This is a genomic window from Achromobacter insuavis, from assembly GCF_902859645.1.
GTDB classification, from domain to species: Bacteria; Pseudomonadota; Gammaproteobacteria; order Burkholderiales; family Burkholderiaceae_B; genus Achromobacter; species Achromobacter insuavis.
Genome location: NZ_CADIJR010000118.1, coordinates 1 through 13,111, shown reverse-complemented (window position 1 = coordinate 13,111; position 13,111 = coordinate 1). Strand labels below are relative to the sequence as shown.

The 13,111-nt window shown below is 67.8% G+C and carries 15 protein-coding genes; 5 read left to right on the top strand and 10 right to left on the bottom strand.

The window, feature by feature from the left end; all coding sequences use genetic code 11:
* On the top strand, positions 1–1,448 hold a 1,448-nt coding region (locus H0523_RS30115; RefSeq protein WP_257225183.1), incomplete at its 5' end, for a PhoH family protein.
* A 70-nt stretch (positions 1,449–1,518) separates the two neighbouring features.
* Here the strand turns inward: H0523_RS30115 and H0523_RS30110 are convergent.
* From H0523_RS30110 to H0523_RS30080, 7 genes are all read right to left on the bottom strand, one after another.
* A complete protein-coding gene (locus H0523_RS30110; protein ID WP_006388428.1) occupies positions 1,519–1,650 on the bottom strand; it encodes an entericidin A/B family lipoprotein in 132 nt (43 codons plus the stop codon).
* A 42-nt stretch (positions 1,651–1,692) separates the two neighbouring features.
* Positions 1,693–2,388, bottom strand: a complete 696-nt coding sequence (locus H0523_RS30105) for a fumarylacetoacetate hydrolase family protein (RefSeq protein WP_054433325.1) — start codon at positions 2,386–2,388, stop codon at positions 1,693–1,695.
* 83 nt (positions 2,389–2,471) lie between these two features.
* Complete coding sequence (locus tag H0523_RS30100) at positions 2,472–2,774, bottom strand: Dabb family protein (protein ID WP_054433326.1); 303 nt, start codon at positions 2,772–2,774, stop codon at positions 2,472–2,474.
* Positions 2,774–4,651, bottom strand: a complete 1,878-nt coding sequence (locus H0523_RS30095; RefSeq protein WP_054433327.1) for an ABC transporter permease — start codon at positions 4,649–4,651, stop codon at positions 2,774–2,776. Before H0523_RS30095 ends, H0523_RS30100 begins: the two co-directional genes overlap by 1 nt.
* A 13-nt stretch (positions 4,652–4,664) precedes the next feature.
* Entirely contained in the window at positions 4,665–5,357 is a 693-nt protein-coding gene (locus H0523_RS30090) for an ABC transporter ATP-binding protein (protein WP_054433328.1), read from the bottom strand.
* Positions 5,357–6,118 carry an ABC transporter ATP-binding protein gene (locus tag H0523_RS30085; protein WP_054433329.1) on the bottom strand — a complete coding sequence of 254 codons (762 nt, stop codon included), beginning with the start codon at positions 6,116–6,118 and terminating at the stop codon, positions 5,357–5,359. The genes H0523_RS30090 and H0523_RS30085 overlap by 1 nt, the downstream gene beginning before the upstream one ends.
* A gap of 10 nt (positions 6,119–6,128) precedes the next feature.
* Positions 6,129–6,908, bottom strand: a complete 780-nt coding sequence (locus tag H0523_RS30080; RefSeq protein WP_054433330.1) for an SDR family NAD(P)-dependent oxidoreductase — start codon at positions 6,906–6,908, stop codon at positions 6,129–6,131.
* Positions 6,909–7,126: 218 nt separating this feature from the next.
* On the opposite strand from H0523_RS30080, the gene H0523_RS30075 reads away from it, so the two are divergent.
* From H0523_RS30075 to H0523_RS30060, 4 genes are all read left to right on the top strand, one after another.
* Positions 7,127–7,525 (top strand): cupin domain-containing protein, encoded by a 399-nt coding sequence (locus H0523_RS30075; protein WP_054433331.1) that lies wholly within the window; start codon positions 7,127–7,129, stop codon positions 7,523–7,525.
* A 91-nt stretch (positions 7,526–7,616) separates the two neighbouring features.
* Positions 7,617–8,828 (top strand): ABC transporter substrate-binding protein, encoded by a 1,212-nt coding sequence (locus H0523_RS30070; protein WP_054433332.1) that lies wholly within the window; start codon positions 7,617–7,619, stop codon positions 8,826–8,828.
* On the top strand, positions 8,825–9,589 hold the full coding sequence (locus tag H0523_RS30065) for an SDR family NAD(P)-dependent oxidoreductase (RefSeq protein ID WP_054433333.1): 765 nt from the start codon (positions 8,825–8,827) through the stop codon (positions 9,587–9,589). The genes H0523_RS30070 and H0523_RS30065 overlap by 4 nt, the downstream gene beginning before the upstream one ends.
* 14 nt (positions 9,590–9,603) lie before the next feature.
* A complete protein-coding gene (locus H0523_RS30060; RefSeq protein ID WP_054433334.1) occupies positions 9,604–10,440 on the top strand; it encodes an IclR family transcriptional regulator in 837 nt (278 codons plus the stop codon).
* 4 nt (positions 10,441–10,444) lie between these two features.
* On the opposite strand, the gene ppa is transcribed toward H0523_RS30060, so the two are convergent.
* From ppa to H0523_RS30045, 3 genes are all read right to left on the bottom strand, one after another.
* Entirely contained in the window at positions 10,445–10,975 is a 531-nt protein-coding gene (gene ppa / locus H0523_RS30055) for an inorganic diphosphatase (protein WP_054433335.1), read from the bottom strand.
* A 28-nt stretch (positions 10,976–11,003) separates the two neighbouring features.
* On the bottom strand, positions 11,004–12,611 hold the full coding sequence (locus tag H0523_RS30050) for a heme biosynthesis HemY N-terminal domain-containing protein (protein ID WP_054433336.1): 1,608 nt from the start codon (positions 12,609–12,611) through the stop codon (positions 11,004–11,006).
* Positions 12,612–12,616: 5 nt separating this feature from the next.
* On the bottom strand, positions 12,617–13,111 hold a 495-nt coding region (locus H0523_RS30045), incomplete at its 5' end, for a uroporphyrinogen-III C-methyltransferase (protein WP_180180254.1).

The following is a 13,111-nucleotide window of genomic DNA, read 5'->3' as shown; positions in this document are numbered from 1 at the left end:
CGCCGGCCCGCCAGGCCAAGGCCGCCCCGGCCCCGGCCAAGCGCGCCAAGGCGCGAGCCCAGAACGCGCCGCGCAAGCTGTTCGTGCTGGACACCAACGTGCTGCTGCACGACCCCAGCTCGCTGTTCCGCTTCGAAGAGCACGACATCTTCCTGCCGATGATGACGCTCGAAGAGCTGGACCACCAGAAAAAGGGCATGTCGGAAGTGGCGCGCAACGCCCGCCAGGTCAGCCGTTCGCTCGACGCGCTGGTGCAGGACGCGACCCAGCTCGAAGACGGCCTGGAGCTGGCCAAGCTGGGCAACAAGGACGCCACCGGGCGCCTGATGTTCCAGACCACCGCCATCCACAGCACCCTGCCGTCGGACCTGCCCATGGGCAAGGCCGACAACCAGATCCTGGGCGTGGTGCGGGCCCTGCAGGAAAAATACCCACAGCGCGAAGTCGTGCTGGTGTCCAAGGACATCAACATGCGCCTGAAGGCGCGCGCGCTCGGCATGGCCGCGGAAGACTACTTCAACGACCACGTCCTGGAAGACTCGGACCTGATGTATTCGGGCGTGATGCAGCTGCCCGAGGACTTCTGGAACAAGCACGGCAAGGACGTCGAGTCCTGGCAACAGGGCGGCACCACCTTCTACCGCATCCACGGCCCCTTGTGTTCGCAGTTCGTGGTCAACCAGTTCGTCTACTTCGAAGGCCAGATGCCCCTGTATGCCCAGGTGCGCGAGGTCAGCGGCAAGATGGCGGTGCTGGCGACGCTGCGCGACTATACCCACGGCAAGAACAACGTCTGGGGCATCACCGCGCGCAACCGCGAGCAGAACTTCGCCATGAACCTGCTGATGAACCCGGAATGCGACTTCGTGTCGCTGCTGGGCCAGGCCGGCACGGGCAAGACGCTGCTGGCGCTGGCGGCCGGCATCACCCAGGTGCTCGAGACCAAGCGCTACACCGAGATCATCATGACCCGCGTCACGGTGCCCGTCGGTGAGGACATCGGCTTCCTGCCCGGCACCGAGGAAGAAAAGATGCTGCCCTGGATGGGGGCGCTGGAAGACAACCTCGACGTGCTGAACATGGGCGAAGGCGAAGGCAACGGGGACTGGGGGCGCGCCGCCACCATGGACCTGATCCGTTCGCGCATCAAGGTCAAGTCGCTGAACTTCATGCGCGGTCGCACCTTCCTGAACAAGTACCTGATCATCGACGAGGCCCAGAACCTGACGCCCAAGCAGATGAAGACGCTGGTGACCCGCGCCGGCCCCGGTACCAAGGTGATCTGCCTGGGCAACATCGCCCAGATCGACACGCCCTACCTGACCGAAGGCAGCTCGGGCCTGACGTTCGTGGTCGACCGCTTCAAGGGCTGGCCGCATTCGGGCCACGTCACCCTGCAGCGCGGCGAGCGCTCGCGCCTGGCGGACTACGCCGGGGATGTGCTGTAGACCAGCCTCCACGCCAAAGAAAAAGCCCCTTGAGTGATCAAGGGGCTTTTTTATCACCTGGGCCGGACGATTACTTGTCGGCGGCGTTGGTGATGGCGTTGCCGGCTCGCGACATGTCCTTGCCCATGCCCGCCACGGTATTGCAACCGGCGAGTACGAAGCCGAACACGACGAAGGCGGTCAGCACGATCTTGCTGCGCATGCTGCGCTCCTGAAGTGTGGGGAAACGATTCCGGGCCGTACTTTAAACGATCTGGACGCGAAGTTCGCCCAGGCCTTCCACGCCGCCGGTGATGACGTCGCCCTGCACCACGGCGCCCACGCCCTCCGGCGTACCGGTGAAGATGATGTCGCCGGGCTGCAGTTCGAACAGGCCCGACAGGTAGGAGATGCTCTCCGGCACGTTCCAGATCATCTGCGAGATGTCGCTGGCCTGCTTGCGCTGGCCATTGACGTCGAGCCAGATGGCGCCCTTGTCGAGCGTGCCGACCACGCTGCGCGGGTGGATCGGGCCCAGCGGCGCCGACAGGTCGAAGGCCTTGCCCACTTCCCAGGGACGGCCCTGCTTCTTCATTTCGCCCTGCAGGTCGCGGCGGGTCATGTCCAGGCCCAGGGCATAGCCCCAGACGCAGTCGTTGGCTTCTTCGACCGGGATGTCGCGGCCGCCCTTGCCCAGCACCACCACCAGCTCCATTTCGTAGTGCAGGTTGGAGGTCTTGGGCGGATACGGCATCTTGCCGGTTTCGCCGTCGGCGACACTCAGCACGGCGTCGGCGGGCTTGCAGAAGAAGAACGGATCTTCACGGCCGGTGAAGCCCATTTCCTTGGCGTGCTCGGCGTAGTTGCGGCCGACGCAATAGACGCGGCGCACGGGGAACAGCGCGGCGCTGCCGGCAACGGGAACCGCGGTCAGCGGCTGGGGAGGCAATACGTAGTCCATGATCTATCAACCTATGACGGGTGGAACGGTCCGATCGCAAAAATCATCCGCGAGTGTATCCCGTTCCGGGGCGACGGAAACATTCAGCAAATTGTAGGGATTTCTCCATCGAACACCACCAGGCGCTCGATGAAATCCGCCATGTAGGCCTTCATCTCCTGGTGGGCGGGCGACACCTGGTAGCGGTCATGGGCGGCGGCATCGCTGAACGCCGCCACCACCGCGTGGGTCAGGCCGTCCGAACGACTGGCCTGGTTGGACCGGAAGGCGTAACCCGCCACCCCGTCGCATTCGGCCAGGATGCGGTCGCAGTAGCCCTGCACCCGGTCATGGAAGCGCGCATCGGCGGCGCCGGACAATTGCAGCATTACGACGTGCAGGAACATCAGGACTCCTTTTTCGGACGGGCGACGGCGAGCCAGGCACGGGACACCAGCCCCATGATGCCGTCGCGGAACAGCAATACGCACAGCACGAAGATCGCGCCCTGCACGATCAGGACCCACGACCCCAGCGGCGCCAGGTAGTTTTGCAGCGAGACGAAGGTGAAGGCGCCGGCCAGCGGACCGAACACCGTGCCGATGCCGCCCAGCAGCGCCATCAGCACCACCTCGCCGTTGGCGTGCCAGTGCACGTCGGTCAGCGAGGCCACGCCGAACACCAGCACCTTGAGCCCGCCGGCCAGCCCCGCCACCGAGGCCGACAAGGTGAACGCCAGCAGCTTGTAGCGCGAAGTCGAATAACCCAGCGACCGGGCGCGCTGCTCGTTGTCGCGCACCGAGCGGATCACCTCGCCGAAGGGCGAATTGAGCACCCGCAGCACGAAGGCGTAGCCCAGCGCGAACACCGCCAGCGTGAAGTAGTACATCGGCATCACGCCATCCAGGTCGATCAGGCCGAACAGCTTGCCGCGCGGCACGCTCTGCAGGCCATCCTCGCCGCCGGTGAAGCCCGCCTGCACCGCGATGAAGTACACCAGCTGCGACAGCGCCAGCGTGATCATGGCGAAGTAGATGCCCTGGCGCCGGATGGCGATGGCGCCGAACGCCAGCCCCAGCAGGCCGCCGGTCAGCACCCCGGCCAGCAGGCCCAGTTCGGGCGTGGCGCCCAGCAGCTTCATGACGATGCCGGTGGCGTAGGCCGCCGCGCCGAAGAAGGCCGCATGGCCGAACGACAGCAGGCCGACATAGCCCACCAGCAGGTTGAAGGCCGCGGCGAACAGCGCGAAGCACAGCACCTTCATCAGGAACGTGGGATAGACGAACCAGGGCGCGGCCAGCGCCACCAGCGCCAGGATCGCCATGCACCCGCGCATGGCGCGGCGCCCCAGCTGCACCGGCTGGCGGGTGGCCTCGGCGGCCAGCACGTTCTGCACCTGCAGCGGCTTGCCGAACAGGCCCGCCGGCTTGCACAGCAGCACCAGCACCATGATGATGAAGATCGCCAGGTTGGCGGCCTCCGGATAGAAAACCTTGGTCAGCCCCTCGATGATGCCCAGCCCGAAGCCGCTGACGATGGCGCCCATGATGGAGCCCATGCCGCCGATCACCACCACCGCGAACACCACCACCACCAGGTTCGAGCCCATCATCGGGCTGACCTGGTAGATGGGCGCGGCGATCACGCCCGCCACCGACGCCAGCGCCACGCCCAGCGCGTAGGTCAGCGTGATCAGCAGCGGCACGTTGATGCCGAACGAGCGCACGATGGTCGGATTCTCCGTGGCGGCGCGCAGCATGGCGCCGACCCGGGTCTTCTCGATCAGCACCCACACCGCCAGGCACAGCACCAGCGACACCGCCACCGCCCAGCCGCGGTACCACGGCAGGAACATGAAGCCCAGGTTGACCCCGCCCGTCAGCGCCTTGGGGATGGTGTAAGGCAATCCCGACACGCCATACGCCTGGCGCAGCCCGCCCTCGATCAGCAGGGCGATGCCGAAGGTCAGCAGCAGCCCGTAGAGGTGGTCCATGCGGTAGGTGCGCGAGATCAGCACGCGCTCGACCACGATGGCGAACGCCGCCATGATGAGCGGCACCAGCACCAGCGCGGCCCAGTAGTTCACCCCCAGGTAGTTCAGCAGCATCCAGGCCAGGAACGCGCCCGCCGTGTACTGCGCGCCATGGGCGAAGTTGATGATGTTCAACAGGCCGAAGATCACCGCCAGCCCGATCGAGAGCAAGGCGTAGAACGAACCGTTGATCAGGCCGAGCAGGAGCTGGCCGAACAGTGCCGTGGACGGCACACCGAAAATTTCGAACACAGGATTCTCCCCCTCAGACGCCCAGGCGGCGCGCGATCCGCTCGGGATCGTTGCGCGCCTCTTGCGCCGACAATTGGTCGACCACGCGGCCGTGCTCCATCACGTAGTGGCGGTCGGCCACCTTGGTGGCGAAGCGGAAATTCTGCTCGACCAGCACAATGGTGAAACCGCGCTCCTTGAGCGTGCGGATGGCCTGCCCGATCTGCTGCACGATCACCGGCGCCAACCCTTCGGTGGGTTCGTCCAGCAGGATCAGCTGGGCGCCGGTGCGCAGGATGCGGGCGATCGCCAGCATCTGCTGCTCGCCGCCCGACAGGTTGCCGCCGGAGCTGGCGCTGCGTTCGCGCAGATTGGGAAACAGGGTGTAGATCTCGTCCAGCGACATGCCGCCGTCCGCCAGGCGCGGCGGCAGCAGCAGGTTCTCGGTCACGTTCAGGCTGCGGAACACCGCCCGTTCCTCCGGGCAATACACCACGCCCAGCCGCGGGATGCGGTGCGGCGCCATGCCGACGGTTTCCTGGCCGTTGAGCCGGATCGAGCCGCGGCGCTTGTCCAGGATGCCCATGACGGCGCGCAGCGTGGTGGTCTTGCCGGCGCCGTTGCGGCCCAGGATGGTGACCAGCTCGCCGCGCCGCACCTCGATGTCGACGCCATGCAGCACATGCGATTCGCCGTACCAGGCGTTGAGGTCCTTGATCGACAGCATCAGCCCTCTCCCTCTTCCGAGCCCATGTAGGCGGTAATGACGCGCTCGTCGCGCGACACCGTGGCGTAGTCGCCCTGCGCCAGCACCGCGCCGCGCGCCAGCACCGTGATGGTGTCGGACAGGTCGGCAACCACCGACAGGTTGTGCTCCACCATCAGGATGCTGCGGTTGGCCGACACGCGCCGGATCAGCGCCGCGATGCGCGCCACGTCTTCCTGGCCGAGGCCGGCCATCGGCTCGTCCAGCAGCATCACGTCCGGCTCCAGCGCCAAGGTCATGGCGATCTCCAGCGCCCGCTTGCGGCCATAGGGCAGCAGGGCCGCGGTGGTGTCGGCCATGCCGGCCAGGCCCACGGCGTCCAGCAGGGCCAGGCCCTGCTCGTTGAGGCGGTCGACGCTGCGGCGGCTGCGCCAGAAGCGCAGGCCGTCGCCATGCTGGCGCATCAGCGCCACGCGCATGTTCTGCAGCACGGTCAGCCCCAGGAACACCGCCGAGATCTGGAACGAGCGCACGATGCCCAGGCGCGCGATCTGCTCCGGCGCCAGCGACGTGATGTCGCGGCCGCGGTAGTGGATCACGCCCTGGTCGGGCGTCAGGAATTTGGTCAGCAGGTTGAAGCAGGTGGTCTTGCCGGCGCCGTTGGGGCCGATCAAGGCATGGATGGAACCTTCCCGCAGGGCCAGGGACACGCCGTCGACGGCATTGAAGCCGCCGAACCGCTTGACCAGCCCCTGGGCGGACAGAACCGCTTGGGTGCTCATGGTCGTCCTCCTACATGCGGGCCAACAGGCCGCCGTCGATCGCCAGCACGTGGCCATTGACGAACGCGGCGCCCGGCGAGGCCAGGTAGACCACCGCCGGCGCGATGTCCTCAGGCGTGGCCCAGCGCCCCACCGGCACCGCGCTCGACAGGAACGACTGGAACTGCGGATTGTCCTGCAGCCCCTGGGTGAAGTCGGTGCGCACGAAGCCCGGCGCCAGCGCGTTGCAAGTGACGCCCTGGCCGCCGTATTCGACCGCCAGCGCGCGCGTGAACGCCGCGATCGCGCCCTTGGCGGTGGCGTAGGCCGCGATGTTCGGCATGGTGGCCTGGCCCGCGACCGACGACATCAGCACGATGCGGCCGAAGCCGCGCGCCGCCATGGCGGGCAGCACCGCGCGGGCGCAATGGAACGCGCCGTTCACATGGACGTTCTGCAACGCCTGCCATTCGGCCGGCGCCATCTCCACCACCGGCTTGCGGTTCTGGTTGCCGGCATTGCTGACCAGCACGTCGATGGCCACGCCATCGGCTTCCAGCCGCGCCACGGCCGCGGCCACGGCGTCGCCGTCGGCCACGTCGAACACCGCGCTGCGCACCGTGATGCCGGCCGCGGCCAGTTGCCTGCAGGCGGCGTCGCAGGCGGCCTGCGACAGATCGTTGATCACCACGCGCGCGCCCGCCCGGCCCAGGCCGGCGGCGATGGCATATCCCAGTCCGCGCGCGCCCCCCGTCACCAGCGCCGTGCGCCCGGCCAACCCGAAGGTCTGGCCCAGATAGTCCTGATTCAAGCTTGTCTCCTTGTCTTATAGGCGCCGGATCTCTCGGGACGGCGGATATCGGGAAAGACTTCCCGAGCCCCGCGGCCCCCGGTCCGGCTCGTGTCGATCCCGCTTGCCTTGGCTGAAAACAGGATTGACATTAATCTCAATATACGCGACTATTTTTAAACACTCAATAACAAGATTTTTAGTTTTTCTTCCATAACGAGTATTGGCTAGGAGACATCATGGCCCTCGAAACCCCTGGCTGCCCCGCAGTCAACGCGCTGCCGCCGCTGGCGTCGCGCTTCCTGAAAGTCGACGAACTGCCCTGGAAACCCACGCAGGTCGAAGGCATCGACATGAAGGTGCTGATGCAGGACAAGGAGTCCGGCCTGCTGACCGCGCTGTTCCGCTGGCAGCCCGGCACCGAGCTGCCGCTGCACGAGCACGTCGAGGTCGAGCAGACCTATGTGCTGGAAGGCTCGATCGTCGATGCCGAAGGCGAAGTGCGCGCCGGCGACTACGTCTGGCGGCCGCGCGGCAACCAGCACGTGGCGCGCGCGCCGCACGGCGCGCTGGTGCTGAGCTTCTTCCTGAAACCCAACCTGTTCATCGACGCCTACGCCGGCCAGACCCTGGAATAGGCGCCAACACAGGCACACCCGCGACAAGACCCGCGCGACCGCCCGGCACAGGGCGGCGCGCAAAGACATAAGCCCCCAAGGAGACAACCCCATGAAAACCCGTTTCAAGCTTTGCCTGGCCGCCTGCGCGCTGGGCGCTGTTTCGCTGTCGGCCCAGGCCCAGGTGTCCGACGACGTCGTCAAGATCGGCGTGCTGGGCGACCAGTCCGGCATGATGGCCGACCTGTCCGGCAAGTTCGGCGTCGAGGCCGTGAAGATGGCCGTCGAGGATTTCGGCGGCACGGTGCTGGGCAAGCCGATCGAGGTGGTGTCCGCCGACCACCAGAACAAGGTGGACATCGGCGTCTCCATCGCGCGCCGCTGGTACGAGAACGACAAGGTCGACCTGATCCTGGACGTGCCCAACTCCGCCATCGCCCTGGCGGTGCAGGACCTGACCCGCCAGATGAAGCGCGTGGTGATCTTCACCAGCGCCGGCTCGGCCGACCTGACCGGCAAGGCCTGCTCGCCCAACGGCATGCACTGGACCTACGACACCTACGCCTACGCCACCGGCGTGGCCAGCGGCGTCATGGAAGACGGCGGCAAGAGCTGGTTCTTCATCACCTCCGACTACGCCTTCGGCCACTCGCTCGAACGCGACGCCATGGCGGTGGTCAAGGCCAAGGGCGGCCAGGTGGTCGGCAGCGTGCGCCACCCCATCGCCAGCGCCGACTTCTCGTCGTTCCTGCTGCAGGCGCAGGCCTCCAAGGCGCAGGTGATCGGCCTGGCCAACGGCAGCGGCGACACCATCAACAGCATCAAGCAGGCGTTCGAATTCGGCATCATGGGCAGCAAGCAGCGCGTGGCGGCGCTCTTCATGAGCATCGTCGACGTGCGCAGCGTCGGACTGGAATACGCGCAAGGGCTGAACCTGGTCGAGCCGTTCTACTGGGACCAGGACGACAAGGCGCGCCAATGGTCCGAGCGCTACTTCAAGCGCACCGGCCGCATGCCGTCGATGGTGCAGGCCAGCAACTACAGCGCCACCATGCACTACCTGAACGCGGTCAAGGCCGCCGGCACCGATGCATCCGAGGCGGTGATCAAGAAAATGCATGACACGCCCATCAACGACTTCATGACCGAGAACGGCCGCATCCGCGAGGATGGCCGCGTGATGCGCGACCTGTACCTGTTCCAGGTGAAGAAGCCGTCCGAATCGAAGCGCGACTGGGACTACTACAAGCTGGTGCGCAAGATTCCCGCCGAACAGGCGTTCCGTCCGCTGGACCAGGGCGGCTGCGCGCTGGTGAAGCGATGACCGGGGGCCCGCTCGGACTGTTGGCCGGCAAGCGGGCCGTCGTCACGGGGGGCGCCAACCCCCGTGGCATCGGCGCCGCCATCGTCGCGCAATTCCTGGCGCAGGGCGCCAGCGTGGCGGTGCTGGACCGCGACTTTCCCGACCACGCCGACGCCGGGCTGGCCGGCGGCCGCGTCAACCTGCACTGCGATGTGTCGAGCAGCGCCTCCTGCGAGCAGGCCGTGGCGCAGGCGGCGCGGGCGCTGGGCGGCATCGACGTGCTGGTGAACAACGCCGGCATCGTCGCCGCGACCCGCATCTGGGATCTGCCCGAGGACGAGTTCCGCCGCATGGTCGACGTCAACCTGACCGGCACCTACAACGTGACGCGCGCCGCCCTGCCCCGGCTGCTGGAAAGCGAGCGCCACCCGGCCATCGTCAACCTCGGCTCGACCGCCGCCCTGCGCGGCGGCGGCCTGCTGGGCGGTTCGCACTACGCCGCCTCCAAGGGCGGCGTGATCAGCTTCACCAAGGCGCTGGCGCGGGAACTGGGGCCGCGCGGCGTGCGCGCCAACTGCGTGGCGCCGGGCATCATCGAGACCGACATGACGCTCGGCAAATTCGGCGAAAATTGGGAACAAGAACTCAAACAGGGCATTCCGCTGCAACGCTTCGGCTCCCCGGCCGAAGTGGCGCAGGCCATTCTCTTCCTGGCCTCGGACCTGTCCTCCTACTCAACCGGCATCGTGGTCGACGTCAACGGCGGCTTCCACATTCACTAGGCACGTCAGCAGCAATGAGCACTCCCGATCGCATGTTGTCCATCCTCGATCTCTTCCGCGACGACACCACCGCCGCCTTCCAGGAAGACGTCATGGCGCATCTGGAGTGCTCGCGCGCCACGGCCTACCGCTATCTCAAGTCGCTCACCGAAAGCGGCCTGCTGGCGCCGACCGCGGGCGGCGCCTACGTGCTCGGCTCGCGCATCATCGAGCTCGACCGGCACCTGCGCCAGCACGACCCGCTGATGCGCGCGGCGCGCGAGGTCATGCGCGCCACCGGCGACGAACTCAACGCCAACCTGATGCTGTGCAGCTACTACGGCGACAAGGTCATGTGCGTGGACCGCTACTGGACCGACCATTCGATCGAATCCAGCTACGCGCGCGGCCGCCCCTTCCCGATGTTCCGCGGCGCCACCGCCAAGCCCATCCTGGCCAATCTGCCGCCCTACCAGCTGCGCAACCTGATGCTGTGGCACGCCGCGGAGATCCGCGAGGCCGGCCTGGGCGAGGATTGGGATGCGTTCCGCGCCAACATCAAGCAGCTGCGCGCGGCTGGCGTCTGCGTCTCGCACGGCGAGGTCGACCCGGGATTGATGGGGATCGGCTCGGCGATCTTCACGCCGGACCAGAAGGTGGTGGGCAGCCTGGTGTTCATCGCCGCCGAGGCGCGCACGCCCGCCAAGCGGCTGGCGCTGCTGCAGGAACGCATCCAGGCCGCCGCGGCGCAGGTGACGCAGAATCTGCAGGGCCTGCAAGACAACGGCGCGGCGGCGATCGGCATCATGCCGTCGCGGCCGCGCCGCCTGAAAGCGCCGGCCGGTGCGACACCGGCGCGGCGCAAGGCCTGATCGATCAGGCCTTGTTGTAGCGCTCGGCGCTCTTGACGATTTCCTCGTGGGCGGCGTCGACGCCCTTCCAGCCCTTGACCTTGACCCACTTGCCCTTTTCCAGGTCCTTGTAGTGCTCGAAGAAGTGCTGGATGCGGGCCGTGTCTTCGGCCGGCAGGTCTTCGTAGGACTTGATGTTGCGGTACGGGGGGTACAGCTTTTCGATCGGCACGGCCAGCAGCTTGGCGTCGCCACCCGACTCGTCGTCCATTTCCAGCACGCCGATGGCGCGGCAGCGCACCACGGCGCCGATCTGGATCGGGAACGGGGTCAGCACCAGCACGTCGGCGGGGTCGCCGTCTTCCGACAGGGTCTGCGGGATGTAGCCGTAGTTGCACGGGTAGTGCATGGCCGTCAGCATGAAGCGGTCGACGAAGATCGCGCCCGACTCCTTGTCGACCTCGTACTTCACCGGGTCGGCGTTCATGGGGATTTCAATGATCACATTGAAGTCTTCCGGCAGCTTCTTGCCGGGGGACACGCGGTCATAACTCATGATTGAACCTTGTTAGTCTGAAAGAGGATCAAAGCGAGCCGTCGTCCTTGAACGGCGGCTTGGTGGTCGGCGCCGGCGCGGCGGGCGCGGCCGGCTTGGGCGAAGCCGGCGCGGCCGGCGAATACGTCGGCACGGGATTGTCGAACGCGGCGGCCGGAATCGGCGCGCTGTCGAAATACTCGTCGATGTCGGACGTGCCGCCGACGACCGGCGCATCTTCCGGCGCCAGCGCGCGCGCCTGCTGTTCCTTGTTGGCGCGGGCGTCCGGATCCAGCACGTAATCCGAAGCCGACGCGGCCACCGAGGGCGGCAGCGCGGGATAGTCGCCGCCGATATCGGCGTCGACATCCGAGAGGCCCACCGCATAGCCGCCCTCGGCGTCCAGGCGATAGGGGTCCGAGCCGATATCCGCGGCCGGCAGCGCCGCGTCGGCGGCCAGCACCGGCAGCGCCATGCTGGCGGCGGTGGCGAGGCGCCAGTGGCGCACGGCGTCGGCGGGACGGTCGAGACGGTCGTACAGGCTGCCCAGCAGCGCGTGCGTCTGCGCATCGCCGCGGCGCGACAGGCTGCGCAGCAGGTAGCGTTCGGCCTGGCCCCACAGCTGGCCGTTCAGGCACAGCATGCCCAGCGCGGTCAGCAGGTCGGGATCGGTGGGACGCTGCTGCAGCCAGGTCTCGGCCTTGGCCAGGCGGCGCGACACCTGCTCGGCGTCGCAACGCGCGTAGGCGGCCACCAGGGCGGGATTGAATTTCACGGCGATGGCGGCTTCGAGCACCTTGGCGGCCTCGTTGGCCTCGCCGGCCGCTTCGAAGGCGGCGGCGCCGGCCAGCGCGATTTCGGGCAGCAGGCGCTCCTCGGCCTTGAGGTCCTTCCAGATGGCGCGCCAGCCGTCGTTGGCGGCCGCCGCGCGCAAGCGCGCCGCGCCGGCCACGTCGATCAGGTGGTCGCCTTCGGTGCGCGCCAGCGCATTGCGGCGCAGCAGGCCGCGCGCCAGCGTGAAGACCTGTTCGTCATGGTGCAGGGCCGTGTGCGCGCGCAGCAGCAGGCGCATGGTGTGCAGGTGGCGGGCGCCGCCATCGGCCAGCGGCGCCAGCACGGCCAGCGCGCGCTCGGCGCGGCCCTGGTCCAGCAGCATGTCGGCCGAGACCGTCGCGGTGGCTTCCACCAGGCCAGGGTCGGCGCCGGCCTGTTCCTGCGCGGTCGCCAGCAGGCGGTCGCGGCGGTCGAATTCACCCAGGCCATGCGCGGCGCGGGCGGCCGACAAGGCGGCCAGCACGCGGCGGGTCTGCACCTTGGTCTGCTCGAGCAGCTTGGTCAGGTCTTTTTCGGCGTGCGAATAACGGCCTTCGAGCAGGCCGATCCAGCCGCGCTCGAGCAATTCGTGATCGCGCGCCTGGGCGCGCTTGCCGCGCCAGGCGCGGACGCGATCGGGAATGGCCAGCAGCCAGGCCAGCAGGCGCAGGCCCACATACAGCACCACGAAGGCCGCCACGATCAGCAGCACGGCCAGCGTCAGCGACATCGAGATGCGCCACGGCCAGACCAGCAGCAGCACATTGCCGGAATGGGAGCGCAGCACCACCGCCAGGGCGACGGCGATGACGGCGAGCAGCAGAGTCCAGAACCAGGTACGCATGGGCGTCAGTCCTGATCGCTGGTCTTGAAGCCGGCGGCGCGCAGCGCGGCCACGGCGTTCAGGCTGTCGGACACATCGGGCATGCGCACCGCGATGTCGGTCTGCGCCAGTTCGCGGGCCAGGTTCTGGGCCGCGACCGTGTCGGGGGAACGGGTGTCGAAGTACTTGGCCAGCGTAGTGCCGACGTTGTCGAGCTCGCTCTTCCAGACCGCGGGCTGGCGCATCAGCATGGCCAGTTGCACGGTCAGGAGGCGCTGGCGCAGCGTGCCGCGCACCTGGTCGGCCTGTTCCGGCGACAGCAGCAGCGCGGCGGGTTCGTCGACGCGCTGGATGGTGATCAGGCCGCCGAGTTCATGCGCCAGCGCCGAGCCGGCGCGGCCGGGCCACGAGGCCACTTCGGCGCGCCAGCGTTGCCACCAGGCCGCATCGGCCGGCAGGCCGGCCTGTGGGTCGGCCGCGGCGGGCGCCGGGGTCGCGGGGCGAGTCTCGCCGGCGGCGAC